General features: G+C 46.8%; 18 protein-coding genes and 1 pseudogene. 8 read left to right on the forward strand and 11 right to left on the reverse strand.

Annotation, left to right across the window (positions count from 1 at the left end):
* Nucleotides 1-164: 164 nt before the first annotated feature.
* From IXB50_RS16835 to IXB50_RS16845, 3 genes are all read left to right on the forward strand, one after another.
* Nucleotides 165-809, forward strand: a complete 645-nt coding sequence (locus IXB50_RS16835) for a hypothetical protein (protein WP_215610152.1) — start codon at nucleotides 165-167, stop codon at nucleotides 807-809.
* 14 nt (nucleotides 810-823) lie between these two features.
* Complete coding sequence (locus IXB50_RS16840; RefSeq protein WP_215610153.1) at nucleotides 824-1,738, forward strand: hypothetical protein; 915 nt, start codon at nucleotides 824-826, stop codon at nucleotides 1,736-1,738.
* A gap of 189 nt (nucleotides 1,739-1,927) precedes the next feature.
* Nucleotides 1,928-2,626 carry a DNA-binding transcriptional response regulator gene (locus IXB50_RS16845; RefSeq protein ID WP_215610154.1) on the forward strand — a complete coding sequence of 233 codons (699 nt, stop codon included), beginning with the start codon at nucleotides 1,928-1,930 and terminating at the stop codon, nucleotides 2,624-2,626.
* Between the two features lie 23 nt (nucleotides 2,627-2,649).
* Here IXB50_RS16845 and IXB50_RS16850 read toward each other — a convergent pair whose 3' ends face one another.
* A complete protein-coding gene (locus IXB50_RS16850; protein WP_215610155.1) occupies nucleotides 2,650-2,883 on the reverse strand; it encodes a helix-turn-helix transcriptional regulator in 234 nt (77 codons plus the stop codon).
* A 10-nt stretch (nucleotides 2,884-2,893) separates the two neighbouring features.
* Entirely contained in the window at nucleotides 2,894-3,124 is a 231-nt protein-coding gene (locus IXB50_RS16855; RefSeq protein WP_215610156.1) for a helix-turn-helix transcriptional regulator, read from the reverse strand.
* A gap of 161 nt (nucleotides 3,125-3,285) precedes the next feature.
* Here IXB50_RS16855 and IXB50_RS16860 point away from each other — a divergent pair, with 161 nt between their 5' ends.
* Nucleotides 3,286-3,519, forward strand: coding sequence for a hypothetical protein (locus tag IXB50_RS16860; RefSeq protein WP_215610157.1), 234 nt, complete (start codon nucleotides 3,286-3,288; stop codon nucleotides 3,517-3,519).
* Nucleotides 3,520-4,127: 608 nt separating this feature from the next.
* Here the strand turns inward: IXB50_RS16860 and IXB50_RS16865 are convergent.
* Nucleotides 4,128-4,628 (reverse strand): hypothetical protein, encoded by a 501-nt coding sequence (locus IXB50_RS16865; protein ID WP_215610158.1) that lies wholly within the window; start codon nucleotides 4,626-4,628, stop codon nucleotides 4,128-4,130.
* Nucleotides 4,629-4,711: 83 nt separating this feature from the next.
* Here IXB50_RS16865 and IXB50_RS16870 point away from each other — a divergent pair, with 83 nt between their 5' ends.
* Together IXB50_RS16870 and IXB50_RS16875 are read left to right on the forward strand one after the other, a co-directional pair.
* Nucleotides 4,712-4,912 carry a hypothetical protein gene (locus tag IXB50_RS16870; protein ID WP_215610159.1) on the forward strand — a complete coding sequence of 67 codons (201 nt, stop codon included), beginning with the start codon at nucleotides 4,712-4,714 and terminating at the stop codon, nucleotides 4,910-4,912.
* Nucleotides 4,913-5,045: 133 nt separating this feature from the next.
* A pseudogene (locus IXB50_RS16875) lies at nucleotides 5,046-5,423 on the forward strand (hypothetical protein); the annotation flags it as partial.
* Between the two features lie 6 nt (nucleotides 5,424-5,429).
* On the opposite strand, the gene IXB50_RS16880 reads toward IXB50_RS16875, so the two are convergent.
* The 5 genes from IXB50_RS16880 to IXB50_RS16900 form a co-directional block, all read right to left on the reverse strand.
* Nucleotides 5,430-5,795, reverse strand: coding sequence for a hypothetical protein (locus IXB50_RS16880; protein ID WP_215610161.1), 366 nt, complete (start codon nucleotides 5,793-5,795; stop codon nucleotides 5,430-5,432).
* A 74-nt stretch (nucleotides 5,796-5,869) separates the two neighbouring features.
* The gene (locus IXB50_RS16885; protein ID WP_215610199.1) at nucleotides 5,870-6,028 is read right to left on the reverse strand and encodes a hypothetical protein; all 159 of its coding nucleotides are present in this window, start codon (nucleotides 6,026-6,028) and stop codon (nucleotides 5,870-5,872) included.
* A gap of 345 nt (nucleotides 6,029-6,373) precedes the next feature.
* Nucleotides 6,374-6,547, reverse strand: a complete 174-nt coding sequence (locus IXB50_RS16890; protein WP_215610162.1) for a hypothetical protein — start codon at nucleotides 6,545-6,547, stop codon at nucleotides 6,374-6,376.
* A 247-nt stretch (nucleotides 6,548-6,794) separates the two neighbouring features.
* The gene (gene asnS / locus IXB50_RS16895) at nucleotides 6,795-8,186 is read right to left on the reverse strand and encodes an asparagine--tRNA ligase (RefSeq protein ID WP_215610163.1); all 1,392 of its coding nucleotides are present in this window, start codon (nucleotides 8,184-8,186) and stop codon (nucleotides 6,795-6,797) included.
* Nucleotides 8,187-8,396: 210 nt separating this feature from the next.
* Nucleotides 8,397-8,732: a hypothetical protein gene (locus IXB50_RS16900; RefSeq protein WP_215610164.1), complete on the reverse strand. Its 336-nt coding sequence runs from the start codon at nucleotides 8,730-8,732 to the stop codon at nucleotides 8,397-8,399.
* 189 nt (nucleotides 8,733-8,921) lie between these two features.
* Here IXB50_RS16900 and IXB50_RS16905 point away from each other — a divergent pair, with 189 nt between their 5' ends.
* The gene (locus IXB50_RS16905) at nucleotides 8,922-9,194 is read left to right on the forward strand and encodes a DUF6439 family protein (protein ID WP_215610196.1); all 273 of its coding nucleotides are present in this window, start codon (nucleotides 8,922-8,924) and stop codon (nucleotides 9,192-9,194) included.
* Between the two features lie 215 nt (nucleotides 9,195-9,409).
* On the opposite strand, the gene psaB is transcribed toward IXB50_RS16905, so the two are convergent.
* Nucleotides 9,410-11,614, reverse strand: a complete 2,205-nt coding sequence (gene psaB / locus IXB50_RS16910; RefSeq protein WP_215610165.1) for a photosystem I core protein PsaB — start codon at nucleotides 11,612-11,614, stop codon at nucleotides 9,410-9,412.
* Between the two features lie 23 nt (nucleotides 11,615-11,637).
* Nucleotides 11,638-13,905 carry a photosystem I core protein PsaA gene (gene psaA / locus IXB50_RS16915; RefSeq protein WP_215610166.1) on the reverse strand — a complete coding sequence of 756 codons (2,268 nt, stop codon included), beginning with the start codon at nucleotides 13,903-13,905 and terminating at the stop codon, nucleotides 11,638-11,640.
* Between the two features lie 593 nt (nucleotides 13,906-14,498).
* Between psaA and IXB50_RS16920 the strand changes: the two genes are divergently transcribed.
* Entirely contained in the window at nucleotides 14,499-16,211 is a 1,713-nt protein-coding gene (locus IXB50_RS16920; protein WP_215610167.1) for an MSCRAMM family adhesin, read from the forward strand.
* Here IXB50_RS16920 and IXB50_RS16925 read toward each other — a convergent pair.
* Nucleotides 16,208-17,143 (reverse strand): NAD(P)H-dependent glycerol-3-phosphate dehydrogenase, encoded by a 936-nt coding sequence (locus tag IXB50_RS16925; protein WP_215610197.1) that lies wholly within the window; start codon nucleotides 17,141-17,143, stop codon nucleotides 16,208-16,210. The two genes, IXB50_RS16920 and IXB50_RS16925, sit on opposite strands and share 4 nt — an antisense overlap.
* Nucleotides 17,144-17,188 lie beyond the last annotated feature (45 nt).

Consider the following 17,188-nt stretch of genomic DNA (forward strand, 5'->3'; position numbering starts at 1 on the left):
TTTATTCTGGACCATGCAACAGAAGCTACCTTTGCCTGATACTATTGATGGACTTTTGTCAATGCGTAACTCCTATAATTGCTCTAAATTTCAGGAATTTTAAGGATTTGAGATGAAGTTTGAAAGCTAGAAATAGGTGGAAGCTTTCAAAAAAATAGTTGAGTATGATTATTCAGAAAGTTATAAAAGGCATTGGTGGAATTAGTGATGTGGAAGCTCAGAATATCTTAGATTTGGGGATTCAGTGTAACTGGTGGAGAAGGGTAGGCAGTTTGCCAGCATATGAAATTCCTTTAAGACTGACAGAGCGCAATCTATTTTGGCATCAGAATAGGTACGAGGATGCGGATCCTAATAGGGCAGGGCGACCATTTCAGGAAGGTACACCATTTATCTCAACAACTGCTGGCACTATTGAACGTGATACTGCTGCAAGGTCAAATCTTTTAACGCCTGCATGGCTTGAAGCACTTCGCTTCGCAACTGATCACTGGCGGCATGATGGTTATCTATTTTACTGTTACGTTTTTGTTATTGGTAGACAATCTATTAGACATGGTTTTTTTGCGGAAGAATTAAGGGAGCTTAATATTTATACTGGGTTTTCTCCGTTTCAACCCGAAGGAGAAATAACTGCAAAGATTTATATACCTTCAGCTCAGATTGAAAGGTTTGAGTTCTGGTCGATAGGGGACTTTATGCAAGACCTTGAAAATGGAATAATGCCTGAAGCTGGTAGAGTCGTCTATAATAGAAACTTCTATCTACCTCCCGAAAATTATCAAAATATTAGAGAAGTATTGTCTTAGAGAAGTAACGCAAGATGAAAAGGATTCCTGCATGGATTAGAGATCTGGGAATAGACTCTGAAATATTAGATGCAGAAGTTCAGATCTGCAAAAACCTGGGTTTTGTTTATAAGAATAAGGTTGCATCCAAAGATATCATCCTGCAAGAAGATGCAAAGAAGCAAGCTAGTACTATTGCAGCTAGTAATTTTCGTCGTGCGGCTGCACACAGTCTCTTAATTGGCAATCATTCAACTTTTAGAAAGTATTTCTATTGTGCAGCAGAAAGCTACGCAAGGTCTAAGATGCTCTATGCTTTCATGATGTCAGCTTTTGATATGGAAGTTTCTGCTTTCCTGACAGATATAGACTATGGGCAGAACTTAACTAACTTAGATGATACCTCGTATCAAGTCCCCCCACAAGCTGTTTATCCGCTATTGTTCTATTCCTATTCTTACCAGAAAGAAAAAAAGTATTCTTACCAGAAAAAAAAAACAGGCTTGTCATCTCGATCATGGGATCTTATACGAGAGAATCTTGAAACTTATCGTTCTTATCCTATTGGAGTACTAGGTATACAGATAGGAAGCTATCTAGATTTAGCAGATGCCTTAAGGACACAAATGAAAAATAACTACTCAAAGGAAAATTCCATTAAAGAGTGTTTACTTCCATTCTTAGAAAGCTATAATCGAGCTGTTAAACAGACTATGAAGAATAGGTATCATTGGAAAAGATTGGCTGTTCCATTTCATCCGGCAGAGCCTGATATTTTTAGTGTTCTCCTAATAGTAAGTGAAGCTCTTGTTGTCAACAGTTCTTATTCGGAGAAACAGAAGAAACGGAATACGATTTTTAGTTTAATAGAAAGTCTTCCATTAGCAAGTGAGAGTCACCTAATCCTTGCTAGGGTTTTAGAACAATGTTTTAGAGACTTCAGGTTTTGATAATCCCTTCATATTTAGGAATATATATCAGAGAAGGCTGAGATCTAATTTCTTAAACTTCTACTTTTTAGCAGTCATCTGACTTTTCAATATATAACTCTCCATTAACTCAATAATCCGTAATGTTTTTGGCTTATACCCTAAATCCTTTTCATTTCAAACATCTGTTCTGCTTCCTGAATTTTTGGTATGGCTATCTTACGTAACGTAATTCTAGTCGGGGCAACCACCTTATCATCTAGTAGTACAAACAAGTTTATAGGTTTGCCTGAGAGTATTGCAGTCGAACTTATAAAACTGTTGCCAAGTCTCTTGTGGTACATTTTTGTAGTAATTCTCTGTATATTGTTTTACAGACAAATCAAGCATGACCTTATTCCTAAGTTGAGTGGGTTTAAAGTACTTGGAGTTGAAGCTACCTTTACCAGGGCAAAACTTGATAGAGCCATTGAGAAGCAGCAAGCTCATGTTAGTGAGAACGATCGTTCCCAAGTTATTCGACGGGCAGCTTGGTCTGCAAGAGCCCTAGCAGGAATGCATGTGCTGTGGGTAGATGATTATCCAGATAACAATGTTAATGAAGTTCGATTGCTCAAAGATGTTGGTATAACCATAGAGCAAGTCAAAACAACAAACCAAGCTCTTTATATCCTCAGCAGGAAAAAAATTGATGCTGTAATATCTGATATTCAACGAGGCTCAGATCAAGATGCTGGCTTAAAGTTTTTAAATGAGATGTATCAAAGAAATCTATACCGCTGGACTATTCTTTACACTGGAACAGTTGAAAGAGATCGAGGTACGCCAGCTTATGCTTTTGGTATTACTGATCGTCCAGATCATCTACTACACTATTTGATCGATATTGCAGAACGACAGCGACTGTAGAAAAGTAACGCATCAATCAAAGCTTACTCCACCGGACCCAACTCATTAGGCAACTCCTCAATTGACCATTGCAACACCCGACATAACGCCTTCACCTGCGGCAACGTTAACTTCGCCTCCTTATACCGCCCCGTCTCCCAATTACTAACCGTCTGCATCGACACATTTACCCCAATCGCAATATCCCGCTGCTTTAGCCCCAGCTCCTCACGCCGACGTTTCAAAGCAGATTCTTTAGAAGGGGATGGCTCAGTCATCACATTCCATTTATGAACCAGACTCTTTGGTCGCAGCCACCACCAGCTCATCCAACGTACAGCCCAAAATCTCAAGCAACTGCCGCACTTGTGCCACCGTCATCTTTGGCGAATTTGCACTCTTCTCCCACACATAAATTGTCTTTTCCGTAACCCCCAGCGCATTAGCCACCTCACGGCGCGTTAAACCCGCCCGCGTGCGTAAATCCATCAAAGTATTTTGCTGATCTTGACTCGCCATACTATACTGATTGGTATACACCGTCTAGCATAGATAGAACGGTATACTTGACTGAGTTGCATCGCAGCATAACCTACGACACAGCTCAATTTCATAGTTTCCCATTTGCAATGCCATTTGTGCCTTGCGCACAGCTTTTTGTGTCAAAAATTCTAATCCCCATGCAAGAATTCATTCCCGAAACCTACACTCCACCACCTACTAACGCTCCAGCCCCCCAACCCACCCGTGAACCTGTACTCATCACCATCATCGGCTCCACCCCTGGCCTAAGCATTATCATCCAAATCCTCCATCGCCTCGGCTTTGCCGAAGCCGGAGCCTGGAGCAAACCCCAGATCGATCCCAAAAGCGGCAAACCCATGCGCGTCCTCAAAAAATGGATCCGCCTCTAGCTCCTCGGTTTCTATCAAATCCAGCACTCCATCGACCTCTACACCCACATCCTCGCCACCATCGCCGACCTCACCGAAACCCTCAAAGACATGAATACTCTCACGCCTGAGATCCACACCGATTCAGGCTTCGCAGAACTCATCAGCGCGATCCAAAAACGTCTCGAAAGCTAGCTGCGCAATACCTCTCGCTTAGATCCCCGGTTTCTACAAGGGATCCCATATCGCAACAGCCCAGGACTTTCTAGAAACCGGGGATCTTGCAATAACCCCCGGCGACGGCGCAGCTAGTCCAGCATCAAACGCTGCAACTCCGGATCCACACCTCCCGCCGCCTCAACAAAATCTCGATAAGCCTCCACTGAGCCAATCTGCCCCAGCACACTATCCAACTTCGGCAATGTCCCCTGCCTCAGTCCCACATAATCCAAATGGCTCTATATGGGTTTCTGGGAGGTCTTAATCAAGAAACGCTTGAAATTCTTACTATGCAAAGTTTTTAGCCTAGGAGGTGTAGAATTGCTGACGCATGGTTTGGGTAAGGCTTACAGTCCATTGGGTTAGTCCACCTTCCTGAAATAGCTATTGAGCCATCCAAATAACTCCACCTAAGAAAGATTAAAGACCAAAATCTGACCTCGCCGCTGCCAATCACCCTGATCTTCAGGCAGTGCTCTCATAGCCTCCGCTTCTGACTCCAGGACGAACTGGAGTTCCCCAGGCATTACCTTACAATCAACAAACTTAAACGAACGATCAATCCCAGCCGCTTGCTCCGCCGCAAAATCGCTCAGCATTTGAGCGCCTTTCACCTTCCCCCGGTGTTGTAAAATCGCTCGTTCCCACGTAGCCGTATAACGGGGACGATTCTCGCTATCCGCTCCTAAACAAGTTGTCTGAAAGAATCTAGGTTGTTCAACATTGCCGTAGTTGAAACCCAGGAATACAGTCACTACCGTAAATTTGCCCACCGTATCTTGCGCGACCAGCAAATTAGCCCCATCATTCATGAAAGCTCGCCAGGTTGACTCATCCTCACAGACTAATGGCTGCTGGTTGTTCAGAGTGTAATGACGTGAATCTCTGGGAATGTCCGGCAGTTCCATCATTCTAATAGCGACTTGTTATCGTTTAATTATGATACAAATAATGCTAGGAAATTTGTGAACCTTGCTGGATTCAGGGAGATTAAATGACGGAACTTGAGCAAGCCATAGAAATTGCAGTTGGACTTCACGGAACCATTACTCGAAATGACTCCGGTTTTATTGCTTGTTTCTCTGATGTGTTGACGGCTGAGTCTTATATTGTCTTAGTAGAGGACTTTGACTCCTTAACTGCCGATCGTCAAGACAGATGTGTAGTTGTCATCAAAGTGTCTAGCTTGATGTAGCTTTAGCCATCGTTCTCTTATACTTTAGCTTGAGTACAAATCATTGAAGCAAAGCACATTCGACTATTGACTTAAGCAAAGAGCTAATCGAGGAATAAAGCATAGAATAGTTCTATAAATATGGTCGATACCCATGTCCTACGACCAATTCAAAACCATCAGCAGTGTCAAAAAAGCCTTTGACCTGACCGTCGTAGAAGGCAAACGATTTTTACCAGAACTAGAAGGCATGGCACCATCAGACATCCTGACTGGATACCTCCAAGAAAGCCTGCCCATCGTCGCCACATCAGGCAGCGAAAAAGCTCGATCCGAAGGCATCATTTACCCTGTCTTACTAGAAGTACGCCGTTACCTCGATCGCCATATTAGCCTTTTCTCGGGCGAAGAATTTAACGTTGATGAAGCAGCAGGTTTAAGCGGACGCTGTGATTTTCTCATCACCCGCTCCCCCGAAATACTCGAGATCGAAGCCCCCGCCATCGTCGTAGTAGAAGCTAAGAAACAAGAATATCCCTTACTCCTGCAAAAATCGTGCTCTACCTGACATGCCTGTCTCAAACAGATCCTGGATAGCATGACTAAAAGAGTGCCAGCCTTTAGAAATAGTCTGTAAAGACACATTCAAGGCTCGGTTGACCGAATCAACCTCGGAGCTATCCATAGTTAAGTTAGCCACAGTCTGCACACCATTCGTCATTGCCACTGGTCCAGCCTCTGACAGCTGGTTTTTAAGACCGGCTACTTCAGAATGGGAATTCCCATGACATACCGCTGTTCTCTCTATAACAACAGGCTCGATATAGATCGGAATCTTCAAAACAATTGGAATAACAATTTCGCATCCATGAGGATAGCGTTCAAAATCGTGAGAAATATCCATAACCTTGCCCACATAACGATAGCGCCCTATTGTCTGGCAGGGGCTCCTACCAGACAATAGGGGAAAAGAGAACCTTAGTGATATCCTTTGTCAATACACTGCGGCTTTTTCTCGATTACAACAGGAACAACATAAACAGGCACCTTTAATTTGATCGGTGCACACACCTCACAAGCCCGCTTATAGTACTCGTCATACAGGGCAGATTCGAGTTTGACAGATTCAGTAGCCATGTTTATCACCTACATTCAAAAAAGTTTGTAATTTGCTAGGAACTGGAAAATAGCTCAAGGCATTAAGCAGTCATTAAGCGATCGCACATAAATAAAATCCCACTCTGCGAGAAGAGCCAAGCTCTACATCCCCCAACCCTTTAAAGGGAATAGCCTCAAAGTCCTTCTCCCCTAGGGAGAAGGATTTAGGATGAGGGCAAATGCAGTCTCTGGAATCACTTTCTAGCCTAGATTACTAGATGTGTATACACCGTAGCCTTGGTAAGGAGAACCAGATATCGCCAAGCATTTCAAACGGCAGAGATCATTTATTTGCACATCCCTTAACCCTTACTCAGGGTCTACTTAATACTTTTTCTCTAAACATTTAGCTTCCTTTTCAATCACAATGGGTTCGATATAGATAGGCGTCTTCAGAACAATGGGAACACAGACCTCACAGGCATGGTTGTAATACTTGTCGTAATACGCATAATCCTTTACGACGCCATTAGTTGTAGTGCCAGTTGCAACAGTCATAACAAGACCTCAGATAAGTTGATATCTAAATCCTAGGCACCACCCACTCGGGTCACATTACCCGAGTGGGTACCATGGCCATTTTTGCAACCCTCGCTGTATTTTGTGACATTTCTTCAAATGCCATGCAACGTGGAAACTACAACTACTACCATCTGATTCACGTAAGCCAAGTGAATTCTCTCTCAGTAACGATTTATACTTATATTTCTAGTGAAAACAAATTAATAATGCAGGTGATACCGCACTAAAATTCAACGTTATCCGGTGTCCGAGGGAACGGTATCACATCGCGAATATTCGCCATGCCGGTCATAAACTGTACCAGTCGCTCAAATCCCAGACCAAAGCCTGCATGGGGTACCGTCCCATAGCGACGCAGATCCAAATACCACCAGTAGTCTTCCTTCGGTAATCCAGCTGCCGCAATGCGCTCTTCCAACACATTCAATCGTTCTTCCCGTTGAGAGCCACCGATAATTTCTCCAATGCGTGGAGCCAACACATCCATCGCCGCAACCGTCTTGCCACCGTCATTCAAACGCATATAAAACGCCTTAATCTCAGTGGGATAATCCGTCACAATCACTGGCTTTTTAAAATACTCTTCTGCCAGATAACGTTCATGCTCCGACTGCATGTCTAAACCCCAGGAAACAGGGTATTCAAATTTCTTATCGCATTTCTCTAACAACGTGATGGCATCTGTATAGGTAATGCGTTCAAATTCATTATTAATGATGTTATCAGCCGTTTCCAAAACTGTTTTCTCAATGCGCTTATTGAAGAATTCCATATCGTCAGAACAGTCTTCTAATACGCGCTTAAAAACAAACTTAAGAAACTCTTCTGCTAAGTCCATATTGCCTTCAAGATCACAGAAGGCCATCTCTGGCTCCATCATCCAAAACTCAGCCAGGTGACGAGACGTATTCGAGTTCTCAGCCCGGAAGGTGGGACCAAAGGTATAGACATTTGCAAATGCCATGGCCATGATCTCAGCTTCGAGCTGGCCGCTCACGGTCAGGTACGTGGGCTTACCAAAAAAGTCACGACCATAGTCCACCTTGCCATCATCGCCCTTAGGCAATTTATCCAGGTTCATACTGGTGACGGTAAACATTTCCCCGGCCCCTTCACAGTCACTGGCAGTGAGAATGGGGGTATGGATCCAGAGAAAGTCGCGGCTTTGGAAAAACTCATGAATGGCATTGGCACAGGCATTGCGTACACGGAAAACGGCACCTAAGGTGTTGGTGCGCGATCGCAAATGCCCCAACTCCCTCAAAAATTCAAACGAATGTCGCTTCTTCTGCAGCGGGTAAGTTTCAGCATCCGACTCCCCCACCACCTCAAGACCACTCGCCTGCAGTTCCACCCGCTGCCCCTTACCCGGCGACTCCGCCAAAGTCCCCTCGACAACCACCGAAGCACCGGTTGTAATTCGCTTCATCGCATCGCTATAGCCATCGATCTTGGCATCCGCAATCACCTGCAGGCCTGTCATTGAGGAACCGTCATTAATATCCAAAAAGCTAAACGCCTTCGAATCACGCTTAGTACGAACCCAACCCTTGATCGTAACGGTATCACCAGGGTTGCCAGATTTCAGGATGTGCTTAATGCGCTGGGTGGTCATTGCCTGTCCATATTTTTGACTCTATATAAGTTAGCGCAGGCCAAGCCATTTACTCCCATTTATTCGAGATTCAATAAAATCAGCAAAATATCAATAAAATTCTAGCCTTTGACCATGGTCTTACCACCTATGCCCTGCTATCGCCCCTGCCCCCTTACCTTATCCTTTAGCGCAGTCAAAAACCTGATACCCAGAACCTCTTCTTCCTCCTTATGCCCCAAACCACCCTCGCAGAAACCACCCCAACACCAACCCCAATCCCACAAACCGCAGCACCTGCCAAAATGGGTCTTTGAGGTTATTCCAAGACATCAACTGATTTTCTAAGGTTGCTTCCAGGGTTTCAATCTGCTTTTTTAAACGTTTTAGCTCTGCCTTAGGTAAATGTCCCTGGGTTATCGTTGCCTGGGTCTGGGACCGCTGAGAAAATGCATCGCGCACCTCTTCATAGCGCTGACGTAAAGCATCGAAATCCTTATTAGTTTCCTCCAAAGCTGTGGCAAAGTCGGATAGATCTTGCTCAGTCAGGGGTAGAGACGATTTCATAACAGGATCAAGGTCATACAGTAGATATAAACTTAAGGTACAGGACGAACCCTCCAGGATAAACCTGTAACGATAGGTTTATCACTCGATGGCCCGTGGCCAACTCGATGGCCCGTGGCCGACTCGATGGCCCGTGGCCAACGCGATGCCCACGGGCCATCGACCCAAAAGATAGTAGGAAATAAAACAATGGCGGCTGGGAATGAAACGTTAAATCTGCAAGAAGCTCCGTCTTTAGAGCTTGCTCAGGCATTGGCCAATCAACTTGCCATTAGCCCCATAGATTGGCACCGACTTAATTCCAACCGACAAATACGTGCCAAAGAACAGGTGGCCGCAGCTCTAGTCTATTTGCTCAATGACAATCCAGAAGAAGCCTTACCCCGCTTAGAACAGGCGGTGGGCTGGCTCAATCGCAGCATCAAGGCTCCCCCCTGTCCCACCCATGGTGAGCGCAAGTGATTTAAGCTGACATTCGAATTATGCCAAATCCGAATTCATTAGACCCGATTAAAAATAGACAAATCCTGTAGGGGCACTCCCTTATGGATGCCCTTCGATACCGGGCGCTATCAGCCAGGATTTCTATTAGACGCAGAAAGAATATAAACATAACAAAAAGCCCTTCAGGCTGAGCTGAAGGGCTTTTTTCATTCTCCTAATGGAGCAATCAAACGCTAACCAAATCGGGCAGACGTCGATGCTATCAGGAAGGCAGCGTAAGTCAGGATAAAGCCTACCGTAAAGTGAGCTAGACCAACTACACGAGCCTGAACGATGGATAGAGCAACTGGCTTATCCTTCCAGCTAATTAAATTAGCTAGAGGAGTACGCTCATGAGCCCAAACGATGGTCTCAATCAGCTCTTGCCAGTAACCTCTCCAGGAGATGAGGAACATGAAACCAGTCGCCCAAACCAGGTGTCCAAAGAGGAACATCCAAGCCCAAACCGCCAGGTTATTCATGCCGTAGGCGTTATACCCGTTAATCAACTGGGAAGAGTTCAACCACAGATAATCACGGAACCAACCCATCAGATGCGTGGAGCTGTTGTTAAACTGCGCCACATTACCAGACCAGATAGCCAAATGCTTCCAGTGCCAGTAGAAGGTCAACCACGCAATGGTGTTAAGCATCCAGAACATGGCTAGGTAGAAGGAATCCCATGCAGAGATGTCGCAAGTACCGCCACGACCAGGGCCGTCACAAGGGAAGCTATAGCCGAAGTCCTTCTTGTCGGGCATCAGCTTAGAACCACGAGCATCTAGAGCACCTTTCACGAGTACAAGAGTAGTCGTGTGGAGACCTAGAGCGATCGCATGGTGAACCAAGAAGTCACCAGGGCCAATGGTCAAGAACAGGGAGTTAGTACCACTGTTGATGGCCTCGAACCAACCAGGTAGCCAGATACCGCTAGCAGCGCCAGTGGCCATGCTGTCAGCATTGGATAGTAGCGCGTCAAAGCCATAAAGGGCCTTACCAGAGGCAGCCTGAACCCACTGGGCAAATACAGGCTCAACCAGGATTTGCTTCTCGGGACTACCAAAGGCAACGACAACATCATTGTGTACGTAGAGACCCAGGGTATGGAAACCGAGGAACAGAGTGACCCAGCTTAGGTGAGAGATGATCGCTTCTTTGTGATCCAAGATACGAGCCAACACATTGTTAGTATTCGCAGCAGGATCATAGTCACGAATCAAGAAGATCGCACCGTGGGCAAAGGCACCCATCATCAGGAAGCCAGCAATGTACTGGTGGTGAGTGTAAAGCGCAGCCATGGTGGTGTAATCCTTAGCGATAAACGCATAAGGAGGCATCGCATACATGTGCTGAGCAACTAGAGAAGTTACTACACCCAGGGAAGCCAAAGCTAGACCTAGCTGGAAGTGCAAGGAGTTGTTGAGCGTGTCAAACATACCCTTGTGACCGTCACCCAAACCACCGCTAGGAGGCTGGTGAGCATTGAGGATCTCCTTGATGCTATGACCAATACCGAAGTTAGTCCGGTACATGTGGCCAGCAATGATGAAGACAACCGCAATGGCTAGGTGGTGATGAGCCATATCAGTGAGCCATAGAGACTCAGTCTGAGGATGGAAACCGCCCAAGAAGGTCAAGATTGCAGTACCTGCACCCTCAGACGTACCAAACACATGGTTTACAGTGTCAGGATTCTGAGCATACACACCCCAGTTTCCGGAGAAGAAGGGGGCTAAGCCTGCGGGGTGAGGCGAAACAGTTAGGAAGTTATCCCAACCAACATGAACACCACGGGACTCAGGAATTGCAACGTGTACCAGGTGACCGGTCCAAGCCAAAGAGCTCACACCAAACAAACCAGCCAGGTGGTGGTTTAGGCGAGACTCAGCATTCTTGAACCAGGACAAGCTGGGACGGAACTTAGGCTGCAAGTGCAACCAACCTGCAAGCAGGAAGATGGACGACAGCACTAATAGGAACAAGGACGCCGAATAAAGGTCGCCGTTGGTCCGCATACCAATGGTGTACCACCAGTGATAAACCCCAGAGAACGCTACGTTAACGGGGCCAGTAGAGCCAGCTTGGGTGAACGCATCCACCGCATTCTGGCCAAAGTGAGGGTCCCAAATCGCATGGGCGATGGGCTTAACGTTGAGGGGATCTTGGATCCACTGCTCAAAGTTACCTTGCCAAGCTACATGAAACAGGTTGCCAGATACCCAGAGGAAGATGATCGCCAGGTGACCAAAGTGAGAAGCAAAAATCTTTTGATAAAGATTTTCCTCCGTCATGCCATCGTGGCTTTCAAAGTCATGAGAGGTGGCAATCCCGTACCAGATCCGACGCGTAGTTGGATCTTGTGCGAGGTCTTGGCTAAATTTTGGAAATTTAGTTGCCATAGTTTTCTAGTAAGTCCTCCCCGCTAACCTATCGACAGAATTCGAGCATGGAAGAACGCCCAGGTCACCACAATACCGCCGAGGAGGTAGTGAGCTACACCAACCGCACGACCCTGAGTAATACTCAGTGCGCGAGGCTGAATTGCAGGAGCAACCTTGAGCTTGTTATGAGCCCAAACAATGGACTCGATGAACTCTTGCCAGTAGCCACGGCCACTGAAGAGGAACATCAGGCTAAATGCCCAAACAAAGTGACCGGCCAGGAACATCAAACCATAGGCGGACAGAGCCGAACCATAGGAGTTGATCACCTGAGAAGCCTGAGCCCACAGGAAGTCACGAAGCCAACCGTTAATGGTAATAGCGCTAGTTGCGAAACTACCACCAGCCGGGTGAGACACCGCACCGCCGGAAACCGTTCCCCATACATCCGACTGCATCTTCCAACTGAAGTGGAAAAGAACAACGGATAGGGAGTTGTACATCCAGAACAGACCTAGGAAAATGTGGTCCCAACCAGATACCTGGCAAGTACCACCACGACCGGGGCCGTCACAAGGGAAGCGGAAACCCAACTCGCTCTTATCAGGGATGAGGCGAGAACTACGGGCATACAGCACACCCTTAAGCAGGATGAGGGCAGTGACGTGAATGGTGAACGCATGAATGTGATGCACCATAAAGTCAGCTGTACCAAGGGCAATCGGCATCATAGCCACTTTGCCACCAACGGCAACCATGTCACCACCGAAAGCAACACTAGTAGGACCAATAGCGTTAGGCGCTGTGGTACCGCTAGCAGCTAGGGTGTGCAGGTTCTGCAGCCATTGAGCAAAGACAGGCTGAAGCTGAATTGCACTATCAGAAAACATGTCCTGGGGACGACCCAAGGCACGCATAGTGTCGTTATGGATGTATAGACCGAAGCTATGGAAGCCTAGGAAAATACACACCCAGTTAAGGTGAGAGATGATGGCATCACGAGCGCGCAGAACGCGGTCGAGCACGTTGTCGACATGCATGGCCGGATCGTAGTCACGAACCATTGCGATCGCAGCGTGAGCAGCACCACCCACAATCATGAAGCCGCCAATCCACATATGGTGAGTGAACAGGCACAGCTGAGTTGGATAATCAGTTGCTAGGTATGGATAAGGAGGCATCGCATACATATGCTGAGCCACGATAATACATACCGAACCACCCATAGCCAGGTTGATAGCGAGCTGAGCATGCCAGGAAGTGGTCAAGAACTCAAACAAGCCATCGTGGCCATTCTTAGCAGGGAAGAGCAACGGATCGCCCTTCTGACCTTCTAGGATCTCCTTGATGCTGTGACCAATACCCCAGTTAGTGCGGTACATATGGCCAGCAAAGATGAACATCACTGCGATCGCCACGTGGTGGTGAGCAATGTCAGTCATCCAAAGGCCACCCGTAACTGGGTTTAGACCTCCCTTGAAGGTCAAGAAGTCAGCATAAGCACCCCAATTTAGGGTGAAGAATGGCGTAATCCCCTGAGCAAAGCTCGGGAACAGGTCGGCCATAAACGCCTTATCTAGTAGATACTCGTGGGGCAAAGGAATATCCTGTGGAGCCACCCCGGAATCTAAAAGCGTATTAACAGGCAGAGATACGTGAATCAGGTGCCCCGCCCAGGACAGAGAACCCAAACCAAACAAACCAGCCAGGTGGTGGTTGAGCATGGATTCCACGTTCTGGAACCAATCAAGCTTTGGAGCTTTGATGTGGTAGTGGAATACACCAGCATTAATCATCAAACCAGCCATGACCAATGCACCGATGGCGGTACACAAAAGCTGGAATGAGTTGGTGTAGCCAGCTGCTCTCCACATCTGGAATAAACCAGACGTGATTTGAATACCTTGGAAGCCACCACCTACTTCACCGTTCAGGATTTCTTGACCGAAGATCGGCCAAACAACCTGAGCACTGGGATGAATATTAACGGGATCTGCTAACCAAGATTCAAAGTTAGAGAACCGAGCGCCATGGTAATACATGCCACTCAGCCAAATGAACACAATGGCCAAATGACCAAAGTGAGCACTAAAAATCTTACGAGAAATGTCCTCTAAGTCACTGGTGTGACTATCAAAGTCGTGAGCGTCGGCATGGAGGTTCCAAATCCAAGTAGTGGTTTTGGGTCCCTTAGCCAAGGCACGGCTGAAGTGGCCCGGCTTACCCCATTTCTCGAAAGAAACAGGTACCGGATTTTCATCAACTGTCACCTTGACTGCTGCCTCCCGCTCCCGCGGGGTAGTTGTCATGGAGACTCTCCTCTCTCTAGACAAAGAACGAACAGCCTAAAAATTTAGAACTAGCAAAAGCTTCATTAATGAAACAATTGCAAACATTTTCCACTGAGATGTTAACCCAGGAAAAACGTTTAAGCTCGCCACTTATTAGGATTGCTCCTGAGCATTATAGACTTGGCGCTTCACCGATCCCGCGTCGAGTTAACAATAATTCAACCTCCGAAATCCTCATAGGATAAGGATCGCAAGGTAGTCGTTTGCACAAAACCGATCCCGAACAGGCTGATCATTAACAAATCTCAATAGAGGTGCACTGATTTAGCAATAAGTCACAGAACACGCATAAAACCCTAAAGAATCAACCTTCTTTTCCTAATCAACACCATAGGTCTTACTAATACTCAACATATTGAGTTGATATGAACTTATTTTTCTATTCATGTATTTTTGTAAATAGACTGAGTCTTGTTCTCCCCCTGATCGTGTCAGATGACGATCCCACTCATCATCCTTGTCCCACAGACAGCTAGGATCGATGAAGCATCTCCCTGTCCGATTTAATATTGACGGAGCCGCACATCACCGCCGTTCGAGAAAGCTTGATTATGACTTTGGCTTCTGTTTTGGGGCATCTACAGCAGTATTTAGCAAAACTCACTCAACTGCTGGTCTTAATAGCAATCCTGCTATTTATTGCTAGTTGTGGTGGATCGCCTCAGACGGACAACTCATCATCAGCCACCAGCGAGCCCTCTAATCCGTCGTTATTTACTCCCCGTCCCAAGCTCAAACAGGTAGAGCCACCGGCTTTAATTAAAGAATTTGAGCCCTGGCTAGAGACCTACGCCCCTCAAGTCCAAATACACCAACCCAGAGCCGATCAAGTTTTGGACACCACCACGGTTAAGGTCGTTCTGCGCGTACAAGATTTACCTATATATAAGGATGAAACCTGGGGGATGGGTCCCCATGTAGAGGTCCTCCTCGATAATCAGCCCTTTGGCTCGATCTACGACATCGATCAGCCCCTGATTCTTGAGCATCTTTCCCCAGGTACTCATACCTTGAGGGTCTTTGCGGCACGTCCCTGGTATGAAAGCTTCAAAAACGAAGGTGCCTATGACCAGGTAACCTTCCACATCTTTGCTAAAACTGATGAAAACTCTCCAACAGTGAACGAGCCCTTGCTTACCTATGGTGCTCCCATCGGTACCTATGGTGCTGAGCCCGTTTTACTAGACTTTTATTTAACTGATGCTCCCTTACATCAGGTTGCTCAAGACAACCCAGCGATTTCAGATTGGCAGGTACGCTACACTCTCAACGGCGATAGTCTGACGCTGAAGGATTGGCAACCTATATATATAGAGGGACTAAAACCAGGGCAGAACTGGTTGCAACTCGCCCTGATTGATGATGAGGGCAAGCCCATCCCAGGTGTTTTTAATAACACCGTTCGCTTAATTGAATATGATCCAGCTCTGGATGACACGCTGACAAAAATCGTACGGGGGGAACTAACCCTGGAAGAGGTGGGCCGCATTATCGATCCTACCTATGAACCACCCGTGATTGAACCACCCGTGATTGAACCGTCGGGCACTGAAACACCCATGCCCCCAGAGATCAATGAAGGTGAAAAACTCGAAACTGATTTAGAAACTAACGTCACACCTATCGGCGTGCCTGAATCTGACGTGCCTGAATCTGACGTGCCTGAACCTGAAGCTCCTGAACCTGAAGCTCCTGAATCTGAAGCTCCTGAATCTGACGTTACAGAACCTCAATCCCTTCAGATAGAACTATCTAATACAGCCAGGGAATCGTTAGAAAAAGATCTTAAGGATGATGACTACGCTACTGAGAATATCCTCCCCACCGAGCAGCCACCAACCTTAGACACTGACTCATCAGCAACTGAACATTCAGAGGCTAAAAACGTTGAAGCTCCAAACAGCCTCGATGATATGGCAACTCAAGAAATACCGATAGAAGAGTCGGTAGAAAACTCGGCTCCAACAGTTGATGAGGAAAAATCTGAGGCCATTGATCCTGCCAAGTCCTTCGAAAATAATTCGGACTTACCCACACATACGACTGCCACCCCTCAATCCGAGCCAACGTCCCAAGCAACGGATGATCATGCGAATACAGTCACTACCGAATCGGCAAGTGAATCTACTAGTGAATCTACTTTGGACAATACAGACGGTACATCCGAATCGACTAGTGATGAGGAAATAGCCTCACCAAAACGGCGATATTTACAACGGCTCTATGACTATCGAGAAAAGTCTATGAAAACCTACAGTCGTTAATTCCTCGCATTCAAATCACAGGCTTCTGGCTTTAGTTCACGCTCCATGAGACCTTCAACGGCTTCTTGGGGAGTGATCACACCGCGTAGTAAACGATGTACCTGGCGGGCAATGGGGACCGGAATGCCTTCACGGTTTGCCATGTCAATCAGTACATGGGTAGTGTTTACACCTTCAGCAGTGCTGCCCAGCTCATCTAAAATCTGATCTAGTTTTTTGCCATGAGCTAACCCGTAACCCACTCGATAGTTACGACTCAGTGTCCCGTCACAGGTAGCCAGAAGATCTCCTAGACCTGAGAGACCATAAAAGGTTTCAATCTGGGCACCCATATGTACACCCACTCGCAGCATTTCAGGAATTGCGCGAGTAATTAGAGCTGCCTTGGCATTGGAACCGAGCTTGAGACCATCACAAACACCGACTGCGATCGCAACCACATTCTTCAAAGTTCCCCCCAGCTCTGCCCCCACTGGATCTGGACTGGTATAAATCCGAAACGTCTCTGACGCATATACCTGCTGCACTCGGGTCAACGCATCCACATCGGTACTCGCAACAACAGTGGCCGCAGGCAGCTGGGCTTCAATTTCCTTAGACAGGTTAGGACCAGACAGCACCACAATCGGATTATCAGGAAAGGTATCGCGAAAAATCTTTGACGGGGTACGTGTAGTCTCAGGATCCAACCCCTTAGTCGCTGTCACCAAAATTGTTGACGACTTCAGATTGGCTGCCTGCAACTGACCAGCCAGAGCCGCCACCCCTTTCATAGAAATTGCCGACACCACAATATCGGCATCGGCCACCGCCGTCGCCAAATCCGAGGGACCTCGTCGCGACCAAATTTGCACCTGATTACCATTCGTCAAAGCTAGCCTTGCCAGGGCCGTTCCCCACGCACCGGAGCCCAACACCGTCACCCGTGCCATTTGCTTCAGGGCTTCTGATAACGGAACTATCGGAGTTTCAGATGG

The sequence above is a fragment of the Leptothoe spongobia TAU-MAC 1115 genome, assembly GCF_018739885.1.
Lineage (GTDB): Bacteria > Cyanobacteriota > Cyanobacteriia > Phormidesmidales > Phormidesmidaceae > Leptothoe > Leptothoe spongobia.

Coding starts and splice junctions, on each gene's coding strand:
- IXB50_RS16835 (WP_215610152.1), top strand. CDS start 165: ATGATTATTCAGAAAGTTATAAAAGGCATTGGTGGAATTAGTGATGTG.
- IXB50_RS16840 (WP_215610153.1), top strand. CDS start 824: ATGAAAAGGATTCCTGCATGGATTAGAGATCTGGGAATAGACTCTGAA.
- IXB50_RS16845 (WP_215610154.1), top strand. CDS start 1,928: ATGGCTATCTTACGTAACGTAATTCTAGTCGGGGCAACCACCTTATCA.
- IXB50_RS16850 (WP_215610155.1), bottom strand. CDS start 2,883: ATGACTGAGCCATCCCCTTCTAAAGAATCTGCTTTGAAACGTCGGCGT.
- IXB50_RS16855 (WP_215610156.1), bottom strand. CDS start 3,124: ATGGCGAGTCAAGATCAGCAAAATACTTTGATGGATTTACGCACGCGG.
- IXB50_RS16860 (WP_215610157.1), top strand. CDS start 3,286: ATGCAAGAATTCATTCCCGAAACCTACACTCCACCACCTACTAACGCT.
- IXB50_RS16865 (WP_215610158.1), bottom strand. CDS start 4,628: ATGATGGAACTGCCGGACATTCCCAGAGATTCACGTCATTACACTCTG.
- IXB50_RS16870 (WP_215610159.1), top strand. CDS start 4,712: ATGACGGAACTTGAGCAAGCCATAGAAATTGCAGTTGGACTTCACGGA.
- IXB50_RS16880 (WP_215610161.1), bottom strand. CDS start 5,795: ATGGATATTTCTCACGATTTTGAACGCTATCCTCATGGATGCGAAATT.
- IXB50_RS16885 (WP_215610199.1), bottom strand. CDS start 6,028: ATGGCTACTGAATCTGTCAAACTCGAATCTGCCCTGTATGACGAGTAC.
- IXB50_RS16890 (WP_215610162.1), bottom strand. CDS start 6,547: ATGACTGTTGCAACTGGCACTACAACTAATGGCGTCGTAAAGGATTAT.
- asnS (WP_215610163.1), bottom strand. CDS start 8,186: ATGACCACCCAGCGCATTAAGCACATCCTGAAATCTGGCAACCCTGGT.
- IXB50_RS16900 (WP_215610164.1), bottom strand. CDS start 8,732: ATGAAATCGTCTCTACCCCTGACTGAGCAAGATCTATCCGACTTTGCC.
- IXB50_RS16905 (WP_215610196.1), top strand. CDS start 8,922: ATGGCGGCTGGGAATGAAACGTTAAATCTGCAAGAAGCTCCGTCTTTA.
- psaB (WP_215610165.1), bottom strand. CDS start 11,614: ATGGCAACTAAATTTCCAAAATTTAGCCAAGACCTCGCACAAGATCCA.
- psaA (WP_215610166.1), bottom strand. CDS start 13,905: ATGACAACTACCCCGCGGGAGCGGGAGGCAGCAGTCAAGGTGACAGTT.
- IXB50_RS16920 (WP_215610167.1), top strand. CDS start 14,499: ATGACTTTGGCTTCTGTTTTGGGGCATCTACAGCAGTATTTAGCAAAA.
- IXB50_RS16925 (WP_215610197.1), bottom strand. CDS start 17,143: ATGGCACGGGTGACGGTGTTGGGCTCCGGTGCGTGGGGAACGGCCCTG.